This window comes from Elusimicrobiota bacterium (assembly GCA_026388095.1).
In the GTDB taxonomy this organism is placed as follows: Bacteria; Elusimicrobiota; Elusimicrobia; order UBA1565; family UBA9628; genus UBA9628.
The window spans coordinates 1-24332 of the sequence record JAPLKL010000079.1; the positions used below are offsets into that span (position 1 = coordinate 1).

The window sequence follows — 24332 nt, forward strand, 5'->3', positions numbered from 1 at the left end:
ATGCTGCGCCGGCCGACACGGGTGGGCGGCTCCGGGAGCCTGAAGTGGCGGCCCGACGGCACCCGCCTGACCGTGGAGGAGCTCCTCATCCACATGATCAACGAGTCGGACAACACGGCCACCGCCATGCTCATCGACGCCCTGGGGCTGGGCTATGTCCAGCGGCAGTTCCCCCGGATGGGATTGCTCTACACCGGCATCTATCCTGAGGGCATGAGCATCAAGGGCGGCCGGGTGGCGCATGAGAACTACACGACCGCCCGCGAGATGACCATGCTCCTGGAGAAGATCTACCGCGGCGAGGCGGTCGATAAATACTCGAGCTCGGTCATGCTGGACATCCTCAAGAAGCCCAAGGCCGTCCCGTCCCGCCTGGCCAAGGGCCTGCCCGCGGGCTGGGAGATCGCGCACAAGACGGGACTGCTGCGCATGGCCTGCCACGACTCGGCCATCTTCTTCACCCCTCAGGGCGACTACGCGATGACGGTGCTCACGGGACAGAACCGCAGCTACCAGGCGGCCAAGGATTTCATCAGCCGATTGGGCCACGTCACCTTCCGCTACTACATCGGCGCCGAGCGCCTGGCGCGCCGCAACCACCGCCTGCGCCAGCCCGCTTCAAGGTCCGCGTCATGATGACGGCGCGGTCGTGGGCCTTGCCCCTGCTGCTGGCCGCGGCCCCGGCCGTCTGCCAGGACGAGACTCCGGCTATCCAGCGCTCTTTGGCCGATCTGCATCTGGGCGACACCATAGAGGATGTCCAGCTCATCTACCCGCCGGCCCAGGAATGGCCCGCCCAGGAGGAGCGCCGGGTCCGCGTGACGCGCCTGCGCGTCGAGCGCGAGACGGCCAAGAGCTTCCCGCAGGACGCCCAGGTCCTCTGGCTGGGCTTGCGGCGCGGCCGCCTGGTCGACATCCAGCTCATCTATGACGCGCGCTTCTCCCGCCGCAGGCCCGCCGAGCGCCTGGCCCAGGACCTAGCCCTGGTCTACGGGGAGCCTCACCGCAGCAACGACAAGTTCTGGTGGACCGACGGCCGCACCGTCCTGCGCGTCTTCGACGCCGAACTGCCGGCCCAGCCGGGCGCGCAGCGGTCCGTGGCACTGCGCACCAGCGTCCAGATCCTCGAACGGGCGCTCTTCCTCCGCAGCGACTGAGGGCGGCGCGTGGACCGATTCCTGATCCATTCCTATTTCTACATCCTGCTGTTCGAGTCGTGCTCGTTCCTGGCCATTGTTTTCCTATGTAGAGGCCTCATCGCCGAGATCTTCAAAGTCGTTTCCAGAAGGGCCTGGATACTCTTATCGGTGATCTTCCTTTCGGGCGCCTTATTGAGAAGCACGGGGCCCCATCTGTACGAGACCTATTTCGATGGCTACGAATACGCGGTCTCGACCCGGGCGATGGTCCAGGACAGGCAATTCGGCACTTGCTACCTGAGAGTCGCCGGCGTCTGTCTTCAGAGATCGCTGCCCACCCATCCGCCGTCCTCCAATTTCCTCTATGCGCTGCTGATGATGGTCTTGGGCGATACCCAGGGGGACTTCTTCAATGCCATCGTCATCGTGGGCTCGCTCTCCATCCTGCTGGTCTTCCCGGGCGCCTTCCTGCTCTTCGGCAAGGAAAGCATCGCGCTGTGGTCCGCTTTCATCCTCGCCGTGCTGCCCATCCACATCAAGCTGTCATCGGCGGGCATGCTCGAAATAGGAGAGGTCTTCTACGCCATGCTGGCGCTGTTCTCGCTCCTGCTGTGGAAAGAGGAGAGGAGCCGTCGGACCATCCTGCTGGTCGCCTTCTCCACGCTCTTGCTGGTCCAGAGCCGGGCTGAGGCGGTCCTTTTCCTGCTCCTGGTGCCGCTCTTCGCCTACTGGCTCACATTCAAAAGGCTCCGGGACCGGATCCAGCCGACCCGTCTGGACATCGCTTTCGCTCTGCTGTTCTGTCTCCTGCTGGTCCCGGAAGCCTATTATGTGTGCTGCGTGACCCCCAGGTTCAGCTCTTTCGGCGTGGCCAGGAGCATCAAGGGCTTCTCCATCGCCCATCTCGTCGACAACATCGGACCCAACGTCTCGTTCTATCTTGACGACCGCTACCATCCCGTCGTGCTCTCCGCGCTGGCCATGATCGGAGGTGCCTCTCTCTTCTTGACCAGGCCAGGAGCGGGCCGGGGCGCGCTGCTGCTGCTGTCATCGTGGTTCTTCTCGTTCTCCGGCCTCTTCCTTCTCTTCGGACCCCATTGGGGGGCCTACGAGAACGGCGAATCCCAGCATTACGCGCTCATCTCATATGTGCCGCTCATCCTGTGCGCCGCTGCGGGCAGCGCTGCCGTCGTCGCCGCGTCGCGCCGGTATAGGATCGCCCTGGCCGCGGGCCTGGGCATCCTGATCCTGGCGGACGTCCACGGCGTCTATGGAAGATACGTCAAGGCCTTCAGCCAGACGACGCCGGGGCTGATCGTGGAATACTACTTCGCGAACCATCTCTCCAAGGTCCTTCCCAAGGACAGCTTCATCGTCACGATCAATCCCAGCGTCGTGTTCGCCGGTACCGATAGCGCAGGCGTCGACCTGTTCCGTTTCCTGAAGGATAGCGAGGCCGTCTACCGGGAAGCTCCTCGGGAGAGATATCACTACTATTTCTTCTGGAACAGCTGGTGCCAAGTCCTCCTGCAGAACGGCTCCGACGCCTGCAACGATTTCAGGAGGAGTCATCCCATGGCGCTGCTCCAGGCTCCCGGGCCGGAGGAATTCGTCCGGTCCGTCGAGGCTGGCGAAGACCCGTTCCGGGAGGTGCCGGCTTCCCCGCCGCAGCCCCTCAGGCCGCGTTGAAGAAGGCCCGCAGCAGACGGGGGTCCTTGACGCCGGGCTCGCGCTCCGCACCGGAGCAGACCTCCACCGCATAGGGCTTGGCCGCGGCCGCGGCCTCGGCGACGTTGCCCGGGGTGAGTCCGCCGGCCAGGATGACCGAGAAGCCGCGGGCGCGAGCCGCGAACTGCCAGCATTCCCGCAGGGACTCAGGCCCGGCTCCCTCCCCTCCCGCCGGCGCGAGGCGCAGATGCTCGACCACGTAGCTCTTGAGGTCCGCGAGCTCCATGCCCCGGCTGTGGCGGACGGCCTTGAAGACCGGCACCGGATAGCCTGCGCATCCCTCGGGGGTCTCGCCGCCGCGCAGCTCCACCGCGTCGAGACCGCAGTCCCGGATGGTCAGGATGATGTCCCGGCGGGGGCACCCATGGAAGACCCCCACCTTGAGGACGCCGGGGGCGGCCGCCGCGCAGAGCCGGCGGGCATGGCGCAACTGCACGTGCCGGCGGCCGGGGCCGAAGACGACGCCTATGGCCCAGGCGCCCAGGCCGCAAGCCAGGCGCACGTCCTGGACGCGGGTGAGGCCGCAGACCTTGACGCGCATCACGGGGCGCTCAGCTTCCGGACGGCCTCCAGGGCTTGCAGCGCCCGGCAGCTGTCCACCGATTCCGCCGCCCGGGCCAGCCCCTCTTTGAAGTCCGCGGCCCGGCCCGCCACCATGAGGGCCGCGGCGGCGTTGAGAAGGGCCACGTCGAAGGCCGGGCCGCGCTCTCCCCTGAGTATGCCCAGCAGGATGCGCGCGTTGGCGGCCGCGTCGCCGCCGGCGAGGTCGGCGTTGCAGGCGGGCTTGAATCCCAAGGTCGCGGCGTCCACCTCGTATTCCTCGATGCGGCCGCCGCGCAGGCGCGCGACCACCGCGGGAGCGGCCAAAGACAGCTCGTCGAGGCCGTCGCGGGAGCTCACCACCATGGCGGATTGGCTGCCCAAGGCCTGGAGCGCCCGGGCGAGCATGGGCACCAAGGTCGCGGAATAGACGCCCAGGAGCTGCTGGGTGGCTCCGGCCGGGTTGGCCAGGGGTTCCAGGAGGTCGAAGACCGTGTGCACCGCCAGCTCCCGGCGCAGGAGCCGGACCGAGTCGAGCGCCGGGTGGAACAGGCTGGAGAGGAAGAAGCCCACGCCGGCTTCCTCGACGCAGCGCGCGGCCAGCGGCGCCGGCATATCCGCGCGCACGCCCAGAGCCTCCAGGACGTCGGCCGAACCGCAGCGCTTCCCGGCGGAACGGCTGACCTGCTTGGCCACGGCCGCGCCCGCGCCGGCCGCTATGAACGCCACGGTGGTGGAGATGTTGAAGGCTCCGGCGGCCCCGGTGCCGCAGGTCTCCAGGAGCGGCTCTCGCGAGACCGGAGCCTTCAGGCCCAGTTCGCGCACGGCCTGGCTGAAGCCTACGATCTCGTCGCAGGTCGGGCCGCGCAGCGCCAAGGCGCCGATGAAGGCGCCGGTCTGTGACGGCGTGGCGCCGCCGCCGAGCACGGCGCCCATGGCGCGGCGGGCGCGCTGCAGCGGCAAGGTCCCGCCGCCGAGCACGGCCTCCAGGGCGTCCGAGAGGGCGCCGCTCATGCCTTGGGCAAGGTCACGGTCAGGGCCGCTCCGCCGCCGGGGCTGTTCTTGGCCTCGACGCGGCCGCCGTGCGCGGCCGCGATCTTCTCCGCCATGGCCAGGCCCAGGCCCAGGCCGCGCGGCTTGGTGGTGAAGAAGGGATGCAGCACCTTGGCCAGATCCTCGGGCTTGATCCCGGGGCCGGTGTCGCGGACCTCTACGAAGGCGTCGCCGCCGCGCGCCCCCCAGGAGACGGTCACGGTCCCGGCCGGGCCCGCGGCCTCAAGAGCGTTGTCCAGGATGCGGCGCACGGCCTCGGCCAGCGCCGCGGCGTCGGCCTGGACCGTCGCCTCGGACTTGGGCTTCTCGCGCTTGACCTTGACCCCGTCCGGGACGACGCAGTCCTTGAGCGCGGCCTCCACGACCGCGGTCAGGCCGGTCGGCGCGAGCTTGACCTCCAGGGCGCGGGAGAAGCGCAGGATATCCGAGATGAGGCGGTCGGCCCGGGCGATCTCCGAGGCGATGATGCCCAGGTGCTTCTCCACCTTGGGGTCCTTCTGCCCCACGGCGCCCAGCTTGGTCTTGACGAAGTAGGCGGAGTTGTTGATGACGGCCAGGGGGTTGCGCAGTTCGTGCCCCACGACCGAGGCGATGCGGCGGATGAGCTCGTATTGTGACTGTTCCATAGGTCAGGGTGTCGGTCCGATCATCTCCTCGGGCCTGACCCAGGCGTCGAACTGCTCGGCGGTCAGGAGTTTGAGCTTCAGGGCGGCTTCCTTCAGAGTGAGACGCTCGGCATGGGCCAGCCGCGCGATCCGGGCCGCGGCGTCGTAGCCGATGCGGGGGCTCAGCGCCGTGACCAGCATGAGGCTGGCGGCGGTGAGCTCCGCGATGCGCTCGCGGTCGGGCTCCAGCCCCCGGCAGCAATGCTCGTCGAAGCCGCGCAGGGCCGCGGCCAGCAGGCGCGCCGACTCCAGGAAGTCGCGGATGATGAGGGGCTTGGCCGTGTTGAGCTCGAGGCTACCGGAGGCGCCGGCGGCGGTGACCGCGGCGTCATGGCCCAGCACCTGCCAGCAGACCATGAGCAGAGCTTCGCACTGGGTCGGGTTGACCTTGCCGGGCATGATGGAGGAGCCGGGCTCGTTGGCGGGCAGGCGCAGCTCCGCCAAGCCCGCGCGCGGCCCGGAGGCCAGCCAGCGCACGTCGTTGGCGATCTTGATGAGCGAGACGGCGGCGGACTTGAGCGCCGCGTGCGCGAAGACCAGAGCGTCGGCGCCGGCGAGGGCTTCGAACTTGTTGGGGGCGCTGACGAAGGGCCGGCCGGTGAGCTGGGCCACGCGGAAAGCGGCGAGGTCCGCGAAGCCGGGCCGGGTGTTGAGGCCGGTGCCCACGGCGGTGCCGCCGAGCGCCAGCTCATGAAGGCCGGGAAGGGCCAGCTCCACGCGCTGGATGCCGTTGTCGAGCATCGCGCACCAGCCGGAGATCTCCTGGCCGAGGGTGAGGGGCACGGCGTCCATGAGGTGGGTGCGGCCGATCTTGACCACGCCGCGGAACTGCTCGGCCTTGCCGCGCAGGGTCTCCAGCAGGCCGCGCAGGGCGGGCAGCAGGCCGTCCTGGAGCGCCGCGACGGCGGCCACGTGCATGGCCGTGGGGAACACGTCGTTGGTGCTCTGGGACATGTTGACGTGGTCGTTGGGGTGCACGGCCGCGCCCGCCAACTCTCCGGCCCGTCGGGCCACGACTTCGTTGAGGTTCATGTTGGACTGGGTGCCGGAGCCGGACTGCCAGACGGAGAGGGGGAAATGACCGTCGAACTTCCCCGCGATGACCTCGTCGCAGGCCTCCACGATGAGCTTGGCCAGGCCCGCGGGGAGCAGGCCCAGCTCCGCGTTGGCCTGGGCCGCGGCCTTCTTGACCAGGGCCATGGAGCGGACCATCTCGCCGGGCATGAGGTCCGCGCCGGCCCCGGCCTGGAAATGCGCCAGGGCGCGCTGGGTCTGGGCGCCCCAGTAGCGGTCCGCCGGGACCGCGATCTCGCCGAAGCTGTCTTTCTCGACGCGGGTCTTGCTCATGCGCGGAGTCCCATCATATCAATTCAGGGCTGCAAAGGGCTCGAGGGCCGGCGGGGGACCTTGCCCAGCTGGGTGAAGAAGGGCAGCAGGGCCTTGATCTGGGGGACGTACTGCTCGGCGACGCGCTCCCCGGCGCGGATGATCTCCCGGCTGCGGTGGGTCTCGGTCCAGAGGAAGGCGCTGAGGTCGGGCTGGATGGCCACGTGCGCGAACTCCATGCGCGTGCGCGCGATCTCGTACTCCATGGTGTGCAGGGTCTGGTTGAAGACCTGCAGCATGTTGGGGGCCTGCAGGGCCGCGGGCAAGGTGAGCTCGCGCAGGCGCGCGAAATCCAGCTCCAGAGACGCCTCCAGCAAGCCTTGCTGGCGGCGGCGCGGGTTGCGCGCGGCGGCGGGCAAGGTGAGGTTGACGGCCACCAGGAGGTCGGCGCCCAGCTCGGCGGCGACCCGCACGGGCACGGGGTCCACCAGGCCGCCGTCGACGAGGTAGCGGCCGCCCAGGTGCATGGGCGCGTAGATGATGGGCAGGCCGCAGGAGGCCCGGACGGCCTCGGCCACCCGGCCCTCGCGCAGGACCACCGCCTCGCCGGTCTCGATGTCCGTGGCCACGCAGGCGAAGGGGAGCTCCAACTCGGCGAACTCCTTCTCGCCGAAGAAGGTGCGCAGGAAGCGCAGCAAAGTCTGCCCGGCGAAGAATCCGGAGCGCGGCAGAGTGATATCCCAGAAGAGGTTCTCGTAGAGCCAGGCCTTGTCCATGCGCAGGGCGGCGTGCACCATCTGCTCGGGCTCCAGGCCCGCGGCGAGCCAGCCTCCGATGAGGGCCCCGGCCGAGGTCCCAGCCACGACGTCGATGGGGATATGCTCGCGGGCGAAGACCTTGAGCATGCCGATATAGGAGTGGCCCAGAGCCGCGCCCGCTCCCAGGGCCAGTCCCAGGCGCACCCCGCCCAGGCGGCGGGCCAGGCGCTCCACGGCGCGCAGCGTGCGGGGACGGCCGTCCATGGCCTCGTAGGGGGAGCCGGTGCGCTCCAGGCGCGCGCCCAGGTCATCGGGCCAGGGCAGGACGACGCGCTCGATGCCGGGGCCGAAGCCTTCGTCGGCGCCCGGCGGGTCGCCCAGCCAGAGTCCGAGGACCTTGGCGGTCTCGGGCACGGCCGCGCGCATGGCCGCCTGGGCGCCGGCGAGCAGGCCGGGCGCGCCGCGACCGCCGGCCCAGAGCACGCGGTCGGCCTCGGCGAGGATGGAGCGCTCCACGTCGCTGGAGGGCTCGTCGCAGCAGACCAGCACGATGTCGCGGCCTTCGCGCAGGAAGTTCAGGAAGTGGTAGAGCCCGCCGTAGAGCCGGCCGGCCAGGACCGAGGCGGGGAAGCTCAGGACCTCCAGGCCCGAGGGATGCGTCTGGATGAGGCCCTCGACCCAGGCGTGCTCATGCACGTGCCCGGGGTCGGCCGCGAGCCTCTCCGCGGGCCGGGGCTTGAGGCCCAAGGTCTGGGCCACGCCTCCGGCGTCGGAAGAGAGGTCGGCGAGGAAGACCCGCCGCCGGGTCTGGGACACGAGCTGGAGGCCCAGGTGCACGGCCAGGAGCCTGCGGTCGGGGCCGGGCAAAGAGGCGCTCAGGGCGATGAGCTGGGCCGGCGCGCCGGGGGCGGGGTTATGGGCGCGCACCAGGCGCCGGGCGAGCAGGCGGGAGAGGTGCAGGAGGATGGAGGGGTTCTTGCGCAGGAGGCTCTCGAAGTCCTTGCGCAGGAGCTTGAGGAACTCGGTGGTGGTGTCGAGCTTGGCGGCGTGGAGGTGGGGCTCGCCGGTGAGCAGGCCGCCTTCGCCGAGGGTCTCGCCGCGGCCGAGGAAGGCGTCGACGACCTCGCGTCCGCCGACCGTGCGCACGGTGCGGACTTGGCCGGAGGTGATGATGTAGAAGGCGTCGGAAGTGGAGCCTTCGGAGTAGAGGGTGGCGCCTTTGGGCAAAGAGAGGGCCTGCATGCGGCGCGCCACGCGGGCGACGTCCGCGCTGGAGAGGCCGGCGAAGAGGGGGATGGCCTTGAGGAAGGGCTCCCAGGCGGCGAGCTCTTCGGGGGTCATGGCATCCTTTGCAGTCTAGAAGAAGCGGCGCGCGGCGATGAGGGCGATGACGGTCTTGGAGTCCTTGATGCGGCCGTCCCAGACGAGCTTGAGGGCTTCTTTGTAGGGGATGGCGACGGCCTCGATGAACTCGTCGTGGTCGGGGGAGCCTTTGCCGGGCTTGAGGCCGTCGGCGATGTAGAGGCGCAGGAGCTCATCGGAAAAAGCGCAGGTGGGCCAGTAGTCGATGAGGTGGCGGATGCGCTTGGCCGTGTAGCCGGTCTCCTCGCGCAGCTCGCGTTTGATGCAGGTGAGCTGGCTCTCGCCGGGATCGAGCTTGCCGGCGGGCATCTCCAAGGTGACCAGGCCGACGGGATAGCGGTACTGGCGGACGAGGACGACGGTGTCTTTGTCCAAAAATGGCAGGACGCCGACCGCGCCGTGGTGGTGGAGGTACTCGCGGGTGGCGGTCTTGCCGTCGGGCAGGCGCACCGTGTCGACGTGGAAGGCGACGGCGCGGCCTTTGTACACGGGGTTGAGGCTGATGCGTTTTTCCACGAGGCCGGGGTCGGGGAAGAAGTAGTCGGGCTTTTTGGAGGGGGGCATGAGATGGGGATTATACCAAGATACGTTGTGGCTGGCGCTGGTTTTCTGCTTGAGTCGCGGGCAGGGGTGGGAGGGGCGGGCCCACATGCGGGGCGGCATTTTTTTGCGTGTGGATTTCGTTGATAAGTATTGGGGGATGAAGTGGAATTCGGGATGCTGCAATGCGTGACGGTAGGGATAGGCCGTTTCGGCAGAATCAGAGTTATGCGAATTCTATTTCTCCTTGCTGAGATTTGCGCAGCGGTTCTACTCCCCTGCGGCTTCATTGCGGTTTCAGGTTTTCTAAATGCAATAACGCCAGCGGAAGCGGTCAGGCAGGGTCAGCCGCCAGTGCCGATTCAATGGGAAGCGGGAGTTTGGAATCACGGAGGATATTTGCCCTGGTTCACAATTCGCCGCCATCCGGCACTTTTCGCTCTCTCAGTCGCCGCAATGTTAATAGGTGGTTTCGGCTTAAACTGGTTCAAAAATCATGGAGAATTCCCAAGAGAACGTCATCTTCCTATGCCGGCAATCGACAAGCGTGTAATTGAGAAACGAATGCACGTACGATTATGGGCTTTTGCTTTGACTTTCCTTTTTTCATACGGTCCTCTAGAGTGGTTCTTCCCAAGTCCTTGGGGCTGGGTTGCCATGACTAGTGCCGCAGTGCTTGCCGGAGCTGCGATGTTGCTGTCGGGCGTGTTTGTTCGCAATGGAACGGACTCAAAATAATCGCATAACTTCGGGCTCTACGGCCGCGCGCATGCGCGGAGCCCGGTCAGGTGGGCCAACGCCGCGCACAAATAGCGCGCGCCGTAGGCCCCGGCGTTAGCCTCGCGCGGCATGGCGCATCTAGCCCTTGACAAACAGTAGCTTATGAGCTACTATTGGAGATGAGCTTCATGGACATCGGCCCAATAGCCGTCTACTACTACCAAACAAGCTCCGGGCGGTGCCCATTCAAGGAATGGCTCGAATCGCTAGACCAGCAGATTCAACAGATCATAGATGCCCGGCTGACACGAGTCCGACGAGGCCTTCTGGGCCAGGCTCGCGACCTCGGCGGCGGCCTATGGGAACTGAAGTTCGATGTGGGACCAGGCTACCGGATTTATTACGGTCGGGTTGGGAAGGCCATCGTTATTCTGCTTCATGCCGGGCGCAAAAAGGGGCAGACGAGCGACATTGATACCGCCAGGGGATATTGGGCGGATTACCAGAGGAGGACCTAACTATGAAACCGGCTGTCAGTTATCACGATGATCTGCTCCGTCGGCTAAAGGACCCAAAATATGCCGTCGGCTACCTGAACGCGTGTCTCGAAGAAGATGACGAAGGGGCATTCCTGCTCGCCGTCCGCGATGTCGCCCACGTCCATGGTGGGCTCCGGCAACTGGCCAAGAAAGCGGGGCTCAACAGAGAGCATCTGTTCAGAATGCTGTCAAAGAGTGGCAACCCCAGACTCCATAGCCTGAAGCCACTCATTCAAGCCTTGGGGTTCAAGCTGGTCCTCAAGCCTGCCTGACCAGGTGAGGCAGATGGCGGAGATCGGGTGACAAAAGTGTCGGGGGACATGGGTCGCGGCCGATTAAGCTGACCAAAATGGCGCGCAACATAGAGATCAAAGCCCGCATCGCCAGCGTCGAAGCCCTCGCACCCAAGGTCGCCGCCATCGCCGACCAAGGCCCCAAGGAATCCTTCTATATCCTATCGCCCACAAATTCCCCCGAGACCCTGCGCGAAGCCCTGTCCCTCGCCTACGGCCAAGCCGGCCGCGTCCTCAAGCGCCGCACCCTCTACCTCGTCGGCAGGACCCGCGTCCACCTCGACCGCGTCGAAGGCCTCGGCCACTTCCTGGAGCTCGAGGTCGTGCTCAAGGACGATGAGGCAGCGGAAGCTGGCACCCAGGTGGCCCAAGGCCTCATGGCCAAGCTCGGCGTGGAGGCCGAGCAGCTCGTCCAAGGCGCGTACAACGACCTTCTAAATCGCGCCGCCCGGTCAGGCGCGTAAGGGCTTCACCGCCAGCCGGAAGCCCAGCGCATTGAGGATCGCGCCCAGCCCCAAGAAGCTCGGATTGCCGCCCAAAGAGAGCGCCCGATAGAGGTTCTCCCGGTTCAGCGACGAGCGCCGCGACAGCGACACCATCCCGCCCTGCGCCTGCGCCACATCCCGCAAGGCCAAGAGGAAGACCCTCTTGTCCTCATCTTCCATCGCTGCATCAAGATACATCAGCGCATCGCTCGGGTCCCTCAAAGACTTCAGTAGCCATTCACGATAGCTCTTGCTCAGAGAAACCCCCGAAGCCCTCTTTGCGATTCGTCCAACAGCGTTTTGCTTCATCGCCGTCCTCCCAGAGCCTCCTGAAGTGTAGCTGAAAAGCTACATATCATCAAGGCCCACCCGGGCCCATATCGCCACTACATATACGAGCCCGGCCGTCGAAAGTTCCCTCCTTGCCACATTGTGTATGATAGCCCTGCAACGACCATGAGGACCCTCGCTCTGCTCCTGCTCCTGGCCGCCCCCTGCCGGCCGGCCCAGGGCCCCGTCCAGGTCGAAGCCCCCGACATCCAGCTCGAAGACAGCGCCGACCCCCTCACCCTCAAGTGGCGCGCCGCGCACTGCGAGGCCCGCGGCCAGAGCGCCAAGCGCTTCGGCTCCGAGCGGGCCGCCTTCGAGCTGCTCCCCTGCCTCAGCCACCCCGACCCCGGCGTCCGCTGGACCACCCTCGCCGCCCTCGACAACGGCGGCTACTTCCGGCGCCCCGACTTCGAGCGGGTCATCCTCCCCAAGCTCCGCCTCGCCGTCGCCTACTCCTCCAAGGACCAGGACCGCACCGTCCGCAGCTGGGCCGGCGAACTCTCCCGCAGCATCGAGCAATGGGAGAGCTTCGACTCGCCCCAGGCCCAGGCCCGTCGCGAGCAGTTCCGCAAGGACGAGCGCAGGCGCACCTGGCTCAGCTTCCTCCACCCCGACGCCGACCTCCTGGTGGTCTACCTCGGCACACTCCTGTTCATCGTCCTGCTCTTCTCCGGCATCCGCTTCAAGTAAGTCCGGCCTGTCCCTCGGTGCCGCAATATCATAAAATGTCTCCAGAATCGCGGAACCTTCCTGATATGGGCAAGCCAGAGTTCGTCCACCTGCACAACCACTCCGAGTACTCCCTCCTCGACGGCATCATCCGCTTCACGGACAAGGACGGCAAGCCCGGCGAGCTCCTGAAGAACCTGGTCAAGGAAGGCGCCAAAGGCATGGCCCTGACCGACCACGGCAACATGTACGGCGCCGTCGAGTTCTACAACCAGTGCCGCGAGGTCGGCCTCAAAGGCATCGTCGGCATGGAGTCCTACTTCTCCAAAGGCAGCCGCACCGATCGCGGCCACTCCCAGAAGGAGAACTGCCACCTCACCCTCTGGGCCCGCAACTACGAAGGCTACCAGAACCTCATGGAGCTCTCCAGCCTGGCCTTCCTGGAGGGCTACTACTACGACCCCCGCATAGACCGCGAGCTCCTCGGCAAGTTCAGCAAAGGCCTGGCGGCCGGCTCCGGCTGCCTCAAAGGCGAGCTCGCCCAGAGCGTGGTGCGCGGCGACGACATCCAGAAGACCTGCGAGCTGGCTGTCGGCCTGCGCGACCTGCTCGAGCCCGGCTGCTTCTTCCTGGAGATCATGGACCACGGCCTGCCCGAGCAGAAGCAGGTCATCAAGGCCTTCCTGGAGGTCTCCCGGAAGACCGGCATACCCCTGCTCGCCACCAACGACTGCCACTTCGTCAAGAAGTCCGACTCCGAGGCCCAGGACGCGCGCATCTGCATCGCCACCGGCCGGCGCATGGACGACGACACGCGCCTGCACCACGAGAGCCGCGAGTACTACTACAAGTCCCCCGAGGAGATGTGCGCCCTGTTCTCCTATGTCCCCGAGGCCTGCGCCAACACCCTCAAGATCGCCGGGATGTGCAGCCTCGAGCTCCCCCGGGACCAGATGCTCCTGCCCGAGTTCCAGGTCCCGCAGGGCACCGACCAAGACTCCTACCTGGAAGAGCTCTGCCTCTTGGGCCTCAAGGAGCGCTTCAAGGGCGAGATCCCCGGCACCCACGTCGAGCGCCTCAAATACGAGCTCGGCGTCATCAAGCGCATGGGCTTCTCCGGCTACTTCCTGATCGTGTGGGACTTCATCAAGCACGCCCGCTCCATCGGCGTCCCCGTCGGCCCCGGCCGCGGCTCCGGCGCCGGGGCCCTGGTCGCCTACGCCCTGCGCATCACCAACCTCGATCCCATCGAGCACCGGCTCCTTTTCGAGCGCTTCCTCAACCCAGACCGCAAGTCCATGCCGGACCTGGACATCGACTTCGCGGACACCGGCCGCGAGCGCGTCATCGAGTACGTGCGCCAGAAGTACGGCGAGAAGAACGTGGCCCAGATCATCACCTTCGGCTCCTTGGGCGCCAAGCTCGTGGTGCGCGACGTCGGCCGCGTGCTCGGCGTGCCCCTGCCCGAGGTCGACAAGCTCGCCAAGCTCATCCCCGGCGGGCCCAACGTCACGCTCTACAAGTCCATCCAGGACACCCCCGAGCTCGCCGAGGCCAGCCGGAACCCCCAGTACAAGAGGCTCCTCGACCTCTCGCTCAAGCTCGAAGGCCTCAAGCGCCACACCGGGGTCCACGCCGCCGGCACCATCATCACCAAGGAGCCCGTGGTCCGCTACACGCCCCTGGCCCGCGGCTCGCGCGAGACCATCACCACCCAGTACGACGGCACCATCCTCCCCAGCCTCGGCCTGCTCAAGGTCGACTTCCTCGGCCTGCGCACCCTGACCATCATCGACAACGCGGTCAAGGCCATCCGCGGCCGCGGCAAGCCCGACTTCGACATCGACAAGCTCCCCATGGACGACGCCAAGAGCTTCGAGCTCCTGCGCTCGGGCAAGGCCCTGGGCATCTTCCAGCTCGACTCCCAGGGCATCCGCGACCTCATGGTGCGCGTCAAGCCCACCGAATTCTCCGACATCGTGGCCCTCATCGCCCTCTACCGGCCCGGCCCCATGGGCGCCGGCATGCTCGACATGTTCGTCAACCGCAAGCACGGCCGGGAGAAGGTCAAGTACGACAGCAAGCTCATGGAGCCGGTGCTCAAGGACACCTACGGCTGCATGCTCTACCAAGAGCAGATCATGGAGCTCTCCAAGAGGCTGGCCAACTTCACCCCGGGCGAGGCCGACGGGCTGCGCAAGGCCATGAGCAAGAAAGTGCCTGAGACCCTGGCCAAGATGCGCGACAAGTTCGTCAAGGGCAGCGCGGCCAACGAGATCAACTCCAAGGTCGCCAATAAGATCTACGACCAGATGGAGAAGTTCGCCGGCTACGGCTTCAACAAGTCCCATTCCGCGGCCTACGGCCTAGTGGCCTACCAGACCGCCTATCTCAAGGCCAACCACCTCTTGGAGTTCATGTCAGCCCTGGCCACCTCCGAGATCGGGCATTCCGCCATCGGCGCCGAGGGCAAGGAGAACAAGCTCGTCACCTACCTCGACGACGCCAGGAACATGGGCATCACCATCCTGCCGCCCTCCATCCAGACCTCGGGCGCGGTCTTCACCATCGAGGACCCCAACTCCATCCGCTTCGGCCTGACCGCGGTCAAGAACGTGGGCGAGGGCGCGGTGGACTCCATCCTGCAGGCCCGCGCCGACGCCCCCTTCAAGAGCATCGACGATTTCTGCGCCCGCGTGGACCTGCGCGGGGTCAACAAAAAGGTCATCGAGTCGCTCATCAAGGCCGGGGCGCTGGACTCCCTGGAGCCAGGCGCGCCGGTGGGCGCGGCGCGGGGCAAGCTCCTGGCCGCCGTCTCGGACTCCGTGGAACGCCAGCAGAGGGTGCAGGCCGATCTCTCCCGCGGCCAGGGACTGCTCTTCGGGCTCGGGGAGATGCCGGCCCCGCCCGCCGCGGCCGCGGCCTCAGCCCCGGCCCTGCCCGAGCACGACGTGCTCTCTTTCGAGAAGGAGGTGCTCGGCTTCTATTTCTCAGGGCATCCTCTGCTCGGGGTCCAGTCGCTGCTCCGCGCGGCCGCCTCCCACGAGATCTCCCAGCTCACCGCCGAGCTCACCACGCCGGTGCGCTTGGCCGGCATGATCAGCCAGGTCAAGCGCATGGTCACCAAGAAGGACGGCAAACAGTACGCCAAGTGCGTCTTCGAGGACCTTTCGGGCGAGATCACCCTTCTGATCTTCCCCCAGCGCTATGCCGAGGGCTTGGGCAACCAGCTCAAGGTGGGCGCCATCGTGGCCGTGGAGGGCAAGCTCTCCTTCCGGGGCGACGTCGGCGACGCGGCGGCGGCGGGCGCGCCGGAGCTCATCGTCCAGGACATCCTGCAACTGGAGACCGCGGCCAGCCGCAACGCCCGGAGGCTGCGCCTGACCTGCGATCCCGAGGCCCTGAGCGACGCCGTTCTCGAGGCACTGCGCGAGGCGCTGGAGCGCAGCCCGGGCCCCTGCCCGGTCATCCTGGAGCATGAGACCCCGGAAGGCACGGCGGTGCTGGAATTGGATGCGCGCGTCACGGTAGACAAGAATCTGTTAGAATCTGTCCACAAAATCCTGGGAGCCAAGTCATGGCGGATAGAAAGCGCATCTTAGTCGCGGACGACGACCCCGACCTGCTCGATCTCTTGCAGTGGGACCTCTCCCATCAGGGCTACGACATCCTGACGGCCGCCAACGGCAGGGATACCCTCCATATCGCCTTGGCCGAGAAGCTCGACCTCATCCTTCTCGACGTGATGATGCCCTACATGGACGGCTATCACGTCGCCTACGAGATCACCGAGAAGCTGGGCTCCGCGGCGCCTCGCATCATCATCATGACCAGCCGCGACACCGCCAAGGAGAAAGGCATCGCCCTGATGAGCGGGGCGCATGAGTCCATCCAGAAGCCCTTCGAGATGACCAAGCTCCACGAGCGGGTGGCTGCGGCCTTGGATCCCAAGCCGAAAAGCTGACCGGATCGCGCATGGCTGATCAACGGGCTGCCGGAGACGCGATCTCCTTGGCGTTGTCGATCCGTCTGGCCCGTCTCATGGTCCAGGAGAAGCTCCTCACCCAGGAGCAGCTCGACCAGGCGCTGGTGGCCCAGAAAAAGACCCCTGGCGGCAAGCTGGGCACGGCCCTGATCTCGGAGGGGTTCGTCAAGGAAGACGCTATCCTCGAGTTCATAGCCCGGCAATGCGGTCTCAGCCGCATCAACCTGGCCGACCTTGCCGCCATCCCGGACGAGGCTCTTTTGACGGTGCCCAAGTCCCTGGCGCGCAAGCACATGCTGATCCCGTTCGACAAGACGGCGGACCGCTTGAGCGTAGCGATCGCGGACCCCCTGAACGTCATGATCCTCGACGACCTCCAGATCATGACGGGCTGCGAGGTGAAGGCGGCGCTGGCATCCGAGCGCGACATCCTGGCGGCCCAGGAGAAGTTCTACCGCCAGCTCAAGAAGGGCGCCAAGGCCGCCCGCGCCAAGGCCCAGGAGCCGCCCGCGGAGCCGGGCGATGTGATCTCTCTGGACCTTCCGCGCCGCATGGCGGATACCCTGGTCGAGCGGGGGACCATCACCCAGGCCCAACTCGATGAGGCGCTGGAGATCCGGAAGCAATCCCAGCGCAAGCTGGGCTCGATCCTCGTCGCCAAGGGCTACATGGAGCCGGGCAAACTGCTCGAATTCGTGGCCCAGGAATGCGGGATCGGCTGCATCAACTTGGCCAGCGTCACGGAAATCCCGAAGGAAGTGATCGCGCTGGTCCCCAAGAAGATCGCGCGCCAGCACACGCTCATCCCATTCAACAAGACCGAGCAGTTCTTGATGGTCGCGATCTCCGACCCCCTCAATGTCTTGGTCATGGACGAACTCAAGCTCACGACGGGCTGCGATGTGAAGGCGGTCTTGGCCCCGGCAGCCGAGATCCGGGCCGCCATAGACGCGCACTATCAGAGGAAAGTCGAGGAGGCTTGGCCGGAGGCCTCCGCGGAGGAGCCCGCGGAGGAGTCCGAGGAGGAGCCGGAGGAAGAGTCCGAGGAGGACGCGCCGGACGCTGCCGCGGAGGACTGGGAGCCCCCGGCGGAGGCTTCTTGGGCGGACGATTCGGAGACCTCTTCGGATGCCCCGGAACAGGATAGGGCCGTCGATTACGATGAGGGCGAGGACAGGCTGGGCCGGATGGTGGAGCAGGCCCGGGAAATGGCCTCGGCGGTGGGCGCGGGGGACGTGGAGCTGCAGTCGAGCGAGGTCGACGTCGCGGATGTCGACCCCGGCACGCCGGAGGTGCAGAAGATCATCAATGCCGTCATCATGAACGCGCTGAGCATGAAGGCTTCGGATATCCATATCGAGCCCTTCGAGGACCCGGCCGGGAGGCACTCCCGGGTCCGGGTGCGCTATCGGGTCGACGGGGTGCTCAGGCGCGGCAAATTGTCCGTCATCCCCTGGATGTATCGCGGCGCGGTCATTACCAAGATCAAGATCCTGACGGAAACGATGAACATCACGGAGCGCCGGATCCCGCAGACCGGCCACATCCATATCATGGCCAAGAACCACCCCGTGGAGTTCCGGGTGGAGATGATCCCGACCGTTTACGGCGAGACCTGCGTGATGCGCGTGATGGACCGCCGGGAGATGCTGGTGGACGTCAACAAGATCGGGTTCCTGCCGGACATGCACGAGAGGTTCCTGGGGCTTTTGAAAGGGATCGGCGGGAAGAAGAACTTCGGCCTCATCCTGGTCTGCGGGCCGTCGGGCTCCGGCAAGTCCACCACTCTTTACGCCGCCTTGAACCACATCAAGCGGCCGGATATCAAGATCTGGACGGCCGAAAACCCCGTGGAGTACAACATCAGCGGGATCGTCCAGGTCTCGGTCAACCCGGACATCAAGCTGGGGGAGGGCAAGCGCTTCAATTTCGCGTCGTCTTTGCGCTCCTTCCTGCGGCTGGATCCGGACGTCATCATGGTCGGCGAGATCCGCGACGAGGAGACGGCCGAGATCGCCATGGAGGCGGCCATGACGGGGCACTTGGTCTTCGCCACGCTCCACACCACCGACGCCCCCTCCGCGATCAGCCGCTTGATCGGGATGGGGCTGCCGGGGTACTTGATCGCCGATACCCTCAAGGCGGTCCTCGCCCAGAGGCTCAGCTGCCGCCTCTGCCCGGAGTGCAAGGAGGCGTATGCCCCGCCGCCCGAGGAGGCGGCGGTCTTCAAAGCCAACGGCGTCGAGCTTCCCGCGGGCACGAAGCTTTACCGGGCCAAAGGCTGCGCGCGCTGCATGCAGAGCGGCTATCGGGGACGCGTGGGCATGTATGAGCTGATGGTGGTGGGCGACAACGTCCGGACGGCATGCATCAAGGATGTCTCCGCCGCCAATGTGAGTCGAGCGGCGATCCGGGACGGCATGCGTCTCTTGCTGCAGGACTCCCTCGAGAAGGCCAAGCTGGGCCTGACCAGCGTGCGCGAGGTCCTGGGGAGAACGGGGGAGATCGGTGGCGACTAAGAAAGAAGAGCCCCAGGACGATCCCAAGGCGCAGGCCAAGCCGGCGGACGCCGCCAAGGCCCCGCCCGAGGCCGAGCTCAAGATCGGCAGGGACAAGGATAGCGTCAAGAAGGCGGAGATCACCGATGTCGACAGCTCCGCTCCGGAGGTGGAGAAATTCGCCCACGCGATGATCTTCGAAGCGATCGGCATGAAGGCCTCGGACATCCATATCGAGCCTTTCGACGATCCGAGCGGCAAGCACGCCAAGGTGCTGGTGCGCTACCGCGTGGACGGGGCGCTGCGGGAGGGCAAGATGAGGATCCCGTGGTCCTACCGCAACGCCATCATCTCCAAGATCAAGATCATGACGGCTTCCATGAACATCTCCGAAAGGCGCATCCCGCAATCGGGCCGCATCCAGGTCCTGGTCCGCGGCAACCCCATCGAGTTCCGGGTCGAGGTCATCCCCTCGGCATTCGGGGAGGCCTGCGTGATGCGCATCCTGGACCGGGCGTCGGTACAGGTGGACATCCAGAAGATGGGGTTCTTGCCGGACACCCAGCAGAAGTTCCTGGAGCTCCTGCAGGGGATCGGAGGCAAGCGGAACTCCGGCCTCATCCTCTGCTGCGGCCCCACCGGCTCCGGCAAATCCACCACGCTTTACGCCGCGCTCAACTACATCAACAAGCCGGAGATCAAGATCCTCACGGCCGAGAACCCCGTCGAGTACAACCTCGACGGGATCATCCAGGTGCCGATCAACCCCGATATCAAGCTCGGAGAAGACAAGACGTTCAGTTTCGCGATGGCCCTGAGGTCTTTCGTGCGCCTGGATCCCGACGTGATCATGGTCGGCGAGATCCGCGACCAGGAGACGGCCGAGACCGCCATGGAGGCGGCCATGACGGGGCACCTGGTCTTTTCCACGATCCACACCAACGACGCCCCTTCGGCCATCAGCCGTTTGGTGGAGATGGGGATACCCTCCTACCTGGTCGCCAGCACGATCAAGGCGATCCTGGGCCAGAGGCTCAGCCGCCGCCTGTGCCCCGACTGCAAGACCACCCATGAGCCCACAGCCGAGGAGATCGAGGTGTTCAAGACGTATGGCGTGGCTCTGCCGAAGGACGCGAAGTTGTGCGACAAGGGAGCGGGCTGCCCAAGATGCAAGGGCAACGGATTCAAGGGCCGCATGGGCCAGCATGAGCTGATGGTGATGACCGACCGGCTGCGCGCGACCTGCGTCAAGAGCGTCTCCTCGGAAGGCCTCCGCGAGGTGGCCGTGGAGGAGGGGATGCGCCTGCTGGTCCAGGACGGCCTGGAAAAGGCCAAGACGGGCATCACGACGGTGCGGGAGGTGCTCGGCGGCGGCGAGGACGAGGCCAAGAAGTGATTAGCTGGCATCGCGGGGACAAAAATCTGTTAGAATCTATCCACAAAACCCTAGGAGACCAGTCATGGCGGACAAAAAGCGAATCTTAGTGGCGGACGACGATCCTGACCTGCTCGATCTCCTGCAGAGGGACCTCTCCCATCATGGCTACGACACCCTGACGGCGGCCAACGGCAAGGAGACCATCCAGATCGCCCTGGCCGAGAAGGTCGATCTCATCCTCCTCGACGTGATGATGCCCTACATCGACGGCTACCATGTCGCCTACGAGATCACCAACAAGCTGGGGGCCAAGGCTCCCTACATCATGATCATGACCAGCCGCGACACCACGCGGGAGAAAGGCATCGCCCTTATGAGCGGGGCCCATGAAGTCATCCAGAAGCCTTTCGAGATGGCCAAGCTCCACGAGCGCCTGGCTGCGGCCTTGGGTCCCAAGCCGTGAAGGAGACCCTCTCGTGACACGAGCGAGCGTGCTGGCGGCGTTCCTGTTGGTCTGGCCTTGGGCGCTCAGCCGGGCGGCTGAGGTCCCGGAGGCTCCGGCGGAGGTCAGGCCCGTCAAGATCCGGCCCAAGCTGCCGGCGCTCCACAAGGAGAGCTCCGAGGGGCGCGAGAGCGCCGGGCTCAACGCGCCCGAGTCCAACATCGTCGACGCGCCCACCGCTGCGATCCTGGACTACGGCGGCTATTCCTCCCAGACCCGCTTCTATTCCCACGGGGGCGTGCTGGAGTACGTCTCCTTCGGGGTCTACCCTCGGCTCAACCTGGGAGCCTCGCTCGCCATCAACGGCATCATCGGCAACGACACCACGGTCCGCGTGCGCCCGCCCACGGTCCAGGTCAAGTACCGCTTCTACGACGGCGACCGCTACCTCCCGGCTTTGGGGGTCGGCTTCGACGGGCAGGGCTATGACTACAGCCCGACCGAGAAGAAGTTCCACGACCGCCAGCGCGGCTTCTACGTGGTGGGAACCCAGGAGCTCGGCGTTCCCGGCCTGCAGGCTCATCCTTCGTTCAACATCTCGGACTTCGACTCCAACTCCATCTTCGGCTCCATCCCCCTGAGCTACAACATACAGGACAAGGTGCTGGTGCTCTTCGAGTGGGATAATATAAGCAATTTCGGCGATAGCCGCATCAACTCCGGCCTGCGCGTGTACCTCACGCCCAAGCTGCGGGTGGATTTCGCGGTGCGGCGCATCGGGCAGGGCGGCTTCTTCGCGGACAACAGCTCGCGCGGCCCGGAGCGCATCGTGCAGCTCAAATACAGCGGCAGCTTCTAGCAAGGAGGACTTGTCCCGTGACCAAGAAAGGCAAGCGCGTCGGCATACTCACCGGCGGCGGCGACTGCCCGGGCCTCAACCCCGCCATCCGCGGCGCGGTCATCCAGGCCTCGGCCCTGGGCTACGAGTGCCTGGGCCTGCAGGAGGGCTGGAAGGGCATGCTCACCGGCGAGCACCAGGTCCTGACCCCCGCGGACGTCGCGGAGATCGTGGGCAAGGGGGGCACCATCCTGGGCACCTCCCGCACCAACCCCTACAAGAAGGAGAACGGCGTGCCCGCGGTCCTGGAGACCTTCAAGAAGCTGGGCCTCGACGCCCTCATCGCCATGGGCGGCGAGGACACCTTGGGAGTCGCCTCCAAGCTCTACAAGGAGCACAAGTGCAGCGTGGTCGGCGTGCCCAAGACCATGGACAACGACCTCTCCGCCACGGACTTCACTTTCGGCTTCGACACCGCGGCCACGCTGGCCATGGAGGCCGGCGAGCGCCTCGTCGACACCGGCCGCAGCCACCGCCGCATCATGGTCCTGGAGGTCATGGGCCGCCACGCCGGCTGGGTCGCTCTTTATACCGCGATGGGCGCGGGCGCGGACTACGTCTGCCTGCCCGAGCGCAAGGTGGACGTGGAGGATATGACCCGCAGGCTCAAAGAGGCGCACGCGCGCAAGAAGGTCGCTCTGGTGGTCGCCTCCGAGGCCTTGGAGATGGGCGAGACGGGCATGGAGGAGCTCGACGAGTTCGGGCACATGATCCTCAAGAAGCGCGGCGTCGCCGAACGCCTCGCGGAGATCATCGAGAAGAAGACCGGCATCGAGACGCGCAGCGCGGTCATCGGCCACATGCAGCGCGGCGGCGCGCCGACCCTCTTCGACCGCATCCTGGGCACCCGCGTGGGAGTCAAGGCCGCCCAACTGGCGGCCGAGGGCAAGTTCGGCCAGATGGTGGCCCTGCGCGGCAACGAGGTCTCCGGGGTGCCCCTGGAGAAGGCCACCGGGACCTTGAAGACCGTTCCGGCCGAGTGGCTCGCGCTGGCCGACCTCGTGTGCACCGGCTGCGCGGGCAAGGCCAAGGCCCTCGCTTCCCGATAAGCTATGGCCGAACCCCAGAAGTTCCAGCGCCGCACCGTCCTGGTCAAGCGCCAGCTCCAGTTCAAGTACGTGGGGATGGTGTTCTTGAGCGTGCTGTGCGCCTCGCTCATCATCGGCGGCGACATCTATTACAACATGTACCGCCTCATCGTGACCGAGGCCCCGTCGCTGGCCACGGCCGCGTCGCAGTTCAACGCCATCATCCTGGTCAAGCTCGTCCTCTATCTGGCCCTGATGCTGCTCATCTCGGTCTTCGTCTCCCATCGTTTCGCCGGGCCCATCTTCCGGTTCGAGAAATCGGCCCAGAGCGTGGCCAAGGGCGACTTGACCCACCGGGTCTCGCTGCGCACCGGCGACGAGCTCATGGAATTGCAGGACGAGTTCAACGCCATGATCGCCGGCCTGCAGGTGCTGGTCCAGAAGGACCGCAACCTGGCCGGGCATCTGGCCGCGCGCGTGGAGGAGATCGCCAAGAAGCTCCCCGAAGGGGCCACGGCCGCGCGCGAGGAACTGGTCTCACTCAAGCTGGAGCTGCAGCACCTGACGCAATCCTTCAAGGTCTAGTGACTTCGCTTCTTCTGACGGCTGCGTTGATCGTCTCGGGCCTCTGGTCTTCGCCGGCCCAAGGGGCCGTGGTCGTGCCCGCGGCCCCGGCGTTCTCGATCATCTCCGCCCCCGCCGAACCGGGCCTTCAGGAGCTCGCCTTCGATCTCGACGGGGCCTTGGCCATCGCGCTCAAGAACGACTCGCGCCTGCTCTCCGCCGAGCAGGACCGCATCATCGCCCAGCAGAGGCTCAGCGAGGCCAAGCTCGAGTTCCTGCCCGAGTTCGGCCTGCAGGCCTCGGCGGCCAAATTCGACGCCCGTTATCCCATCGCCTTCTCGCCCGCGTTGGGCAGCGTCCTGGGCTTCCCCCGGGGTTCCATCTTCAACCCCACCGGCTCCGAGAACATCTACTCGGGCCGGGGCTACATGAATTTTCCCCTCTATGAGGGCGGCCGCAGCGTCAACACCCTGCGCATGGCCCAGGCCGCGCTCAAGCAGGCCCAGAGCAACTATGAGACCGTCAAGATGGAGGTCGTCCTGGCGGTCAAGGAGGCCTTCTACCGTCTGCTCATGGCGCAGGAACGGCTGGCCGCGACCACCGAGACGGTCAGCGAGGCCCAGCGCATGGCCGCGGCCCTGAGCTTGAGCCCCTGGGAGCGCATCGAGGCCGAGGGCATCGGCGAGAAGTCCCGGCAGTGGGCCGCAGAGGCCATGCGGCAATCCTCCCTGCGGCGGCTGGATTTTCTCAAGGCCTTGAACCTGGAGCTCGATGCGGCGTTCCGCATCGCGGGGCGCATCGAGCCGCAGTCCGTGGCGGTGGACCCCCAGAAGGCGGCCCTCTGGGCCTTGGAACTGCGCCCGGAGCTGCAGGCCGAGACCTTCAAGGCGGAGATGGACGCCCTGGCCGTGAACCTGGCCATCAGCCGGCGCTACCCGACGCTGTTCTTGGCCGGCGACTACGATTTCACGGACCAGCATTTCCCCCTGCTCAACAACAACTGGGACGTCGGCATCGGCATCAAGCTCCCGTTCACTTACGACGTGCTCACCAAGCTGCGCCAGAAGCGGGCCGAGCAGCGCCAGGGTCAGCTCAAGCGCGCCGCGCTCCAGGACCAGGTCCGCCTCGAGGTCCGGCAGGCTTGCGAGCAGCTGGCCTATTGGAGTCTGGAAGCGGGGTTGCGCAGCCAGCAGTTCCGAGCCGTCTCCGGCATCTACGACAAGGCGGCCCCGGCGGCCCCGGCCTCCTTGGGCAAGCTGCGGGCTCTGATGACCGTCATCGAGATGAGGCTTTCCTACCTGGAATCGGCGACCGAGTCGACCCTGGCCCGGGCGCGCCTGGAGCGCGCCGTGGGCCGGGAACTGGCGCCGTGAGGCTCGCCGGGCTGGCCCT

At 66.3% G+C, this 24332-nt stretch carries 24 protein-coding genes; 17 read left to right on the forward strand and 7 right to left on the reverse strand.

What is annotated here, in order from left to right:
- From NTY77_20120 to NTY77_20130, 3 genes are all read left to right on the forward strand, one after another.
- The coding region (locus NTY77_20120) for a class A beta-lactamase-related serine hydrolase (GenBank protein ID MCX5797803.1) at positions 1-636 on the forward strand (636 nt) is incomplete at its 5' end.
- Positions 633-1157 carry a hypothetical protein gene (locus tag NTY77_20125; protein ID MCX5797804.1) on the forward strand — a complete coding sequence of 175 codons (525 nt, stop codon included), beginning with the start codon at positions 633-635 and terminating at the stop codon, positions 1155-1157. The genes NTY77_20120 and NTY77_20125, both read left to right, overlap by 4 nt.
- Positions 1158-1166: 9 nt before the next feature.
- Positions 1167-2828, forward strand: a complete 1662-nt coding sequence (locus NTY77_20130; protein ID MCX5797805.1) for a glycosyltransferase family 39 protein — start codon at positions 1167-1169, stop codon at positions 2826-2828.
- Here the strand turns inward: NTY77_20130 and NTY77_20135 are convergent.
- Genes NTY77_20135 through NTY77_20160 form a run of 6 tightly spaced genes read right to left on the reverse strand, consistent with a single transcriptional unit; the run spans position 2815 to position 9135 of the window.
- Positions 2815-3408, reverse strand: coding sequence for a phosphoribosylanthranilate isomerase (locus NTY77_20135; protein MCX5797806.1), 594 nt, complete (start codon positions 3406-3408; stop codon positions 2815-2817). The two genes, NTY77_20130 and NTY77_20135, sit on opposite strands and share 14 nt — an antisense overlap.
- Positions 3408-4421 (reverse strand): anthranilate phosphoribosyltransferase, encoded by a 1014-nt coding sequence (gene trpD / locus NTY77_20140; protein MCX5797807.1) that lies wholly within the window; start codon positions 4419-4421, stop codon positions 3408-3410. Before trpD ends, NTY77_20135 begins: the two co-directional genes overlap by 1 nt.
- Positions 4418-5086, reverse strand: coding sequence for a HAMP domain-containing sensor histidine kinase (locus NTY77_20145; GenBank protein MCX5797808.1), 669 nt, complete (start codon positions 5084-5086; stop codon positions 4418-4420). The genes trpD and NTY77_20145 overlap by 4 nt, the downstream gene beginning before the upstream one ends.
- Positions 5087-5089: 3 nt before the next feature.
- Positions 5090-6472, reverse strand: a complete 1383-nt coding sequence (gene fumC / locus NTY77_20150) for a class II fumarate hydratase (GenBank protein ID MCX5797809.1) — start codon at positions 6470-6472, stop codon at positions 5090-5092.
- A 23-nt stretch (positions 6473-6495) separates the two neighbouring features.
- Positions 6496-8550 (reverse strand): patatin-like phospholipase family protein, encoded by a 2055-nt coding sequence (locus tag NTY77_20155; GenBank protein MCX5797810.1) that lies wholly within the window; start codon positions 8548-8550, stop codon positions 6496-6498.
- Between the two features lie 15 nt (positions 8551-8565).
- Entirely contained in the window at positions 8566-9135 is a 570-nt protein-coding gene (locus NTY77_20160) for an NUDIX hydrolase (protein MCX5797811.1), read from the reverse strand.
- A gap of 129 nt (positions 9136-9264) precedes the next feature.
- On the opposite strand from NTY77_20160, the gene NTY77_20165 reads away from it, so the two are divergent.
- The 4 genes from NTY77_20165 to NTY77_20180 all read left to right on the forward strand — a co-directional run bounded on the left by NTY77_20165 (position 9265) and on the right by NTY77_20180 (position 11127).
- Positions 9265-9849: a hypothetical protein gene (locus NTY77_20165; protein ID MCX5797812.1), complete on the forward strand. Its 585-nt coding sequence runs from the start codon at positions 9265-9267 to the stop codon at positions 9847-9849.
- 161 nt (positions 9850-10010) lie between these two features.
- Positions 10011-10349: a type II toxin-antitoxin system RelE/ParE family toxin gene (locus NTY77_20170; protein ID MCX5797813.1), complete on the forward strand. Its 339-nt coding sequence runs from the start codon at positions 10011-10013 to the stop codon at positions 10347-10349.
- Between the two features lie 2 nt (positions 10350-10351).
- Positions 10352-10642: a putative addiction module antidote protein gene (locus tag NTY77_20175; GenBank protein ID MCX5797814.1), complete on the forward strand. Its 291-nt coding sequence runs from the start codon at positions 10352-10354 to the stop codon at positions 10640-10642.
- 77 nt (positions 10643-10719) lie between these two features.
- Entirely contained in the window at positions 10720-11127 is a 408-nt protein-coding gene (locus NTY77_20180; GenBank protein MCX5797815.1) for a class IV adenylate cyclase, read from the forward strand.
- Here NTY77_20180 and NTY77_20185 read toward each other — a convergent pair.
- A complete protein-coding gene (locus tag NTY77_20185; protein MCX5797816.1) occupies positions 11116-11457 on the reverse strand; it encodes a putative addiction module antidote protein in 342 nt (113 codons plus the stop codon). The genes NTY77_20180 and NTY77_20185 overlap by 12 nt on opposite strands.
- A gap of 147 nt (positions 11458-11604) precedes the next feature.
- On the opposite strand from NTY77_20185, the gene NTY77_20190 reads away from it, so the two are divergent.
- The 10 genes from NTY77_20190 (at position 11605) to NTY77_20235 (ending at position 24313) form a co-directional block, all read left to right on the forward strand.
- The gene (locus tag NTY77_20190) at positions 11605-12168 is read left to right on the forward strand and encodes a hypothetical protein (GenBank protein ID MCX5797817.1); all 564 of its coding nucleotides are present in this window, start codon (positions 11605-11607) and stop codon (positions 12166-12168) included.
- Between the two features lie 65 nt (positions 12169-12233).
- Positions 12234-15749, forward strand: a complete 3516-nt coding sequence (gene dnaE / locus NTY77_20195; GenBank protein ID MCX5797818.1) for a DNA polymerase III subunit alpha — start codon at positions 12234-12236, stop codon at positions 15747-15749.
- Positions 15725-16111 (forward strand): response regulator, encoded by a 387-nt coding sequence (locus NTY77_20200; GenBank protein MCX5797819.1) that lies wholly within the window; start codon positions 15725-15727, stop codon positions 16109-16111. The genes dnaE and NTY77_20200 overlap by 25 nt, the downstream gene beginning before the upstream one ends.
- An 11-nt stretch (positions 16112-16122) precedes the next feature.
- The gene (locus NTY77_20205) at positions 16123-18651 is read left to right on the forward strand and encodes an ATPase, T2SS/T4P/T4SS family (protein ID MCX5797820.1); all 2529 of its coding nucleotides are present in this window, start codon (positions 16123-16125) and stop codon (positions 18649-18651) included.
- Positions 18641-20026, forward strand: coding sequence for a GspE/PulE family protein (locus tag NTY77_20210; protein ID MCX5797821.1), 1386 nt, complete (start codon positions 18641-18643; stop codon positions 20024-20026). Before NTY77_20205 ends, NTY77_20210 begins: the two co-directional genes overlap by 11 nt.
- A gap of 64 nt (positions 20027-20090) precedes the next feature.
- Positions 20091-20471, forward strand: coding sequence for a response regulator (locus NTY77_20215; protein ID MCX5797822.1), 381 nt, complete (start codon positions 20091-20093; stop codon positions 20469-20471).
- Between the two features lie 13 nt (positions 20472-20484).
- Positions 20485-21309, forward strand: a complete 825-nt coding sequence (locus NTY77_20220) for a hypothetical protein (protein ID MCX5797823.1) — start codon at positions 20485-20487, stop codon at positions 21307-21309.
- Positions 21310-21326: 17 nt separating this feature from the next.
- Entirely contained in the window at positions 21327-22397 is a 1071-nt protein-coding gene (locus NTY77_20225; protein ID MCX5797824.1) for an ATP-dependent 6-phosphofructokinase, read from the forward strand.
- A 3-nt stretch (positions 22398-22400) separates the two neighbouring features.
- Positions 22401-22961: a methyl-accepting chemotaxis protein gene (locus NTY77_20230; protein ID MCX5797825.1), complete on the forward strand. Its 561-nt coding sequence runs from the start codon at positions 22401-22403 to the stop codon at positions 22959-22961.
- Entirely contained in the window at positions 22961-24313 is a 1353-nt protein-coding gene (locus NTY77_20235) for a TolC family protein (GenBank protein ID MCX5797826.1), read from the forward strand. Before NTY77_20230 ends, NTY77_20235 begins: the two co-directional genes overlap by 1 nt.
- Positions 24314-24332: the final 19 nt, after the last annotated feature.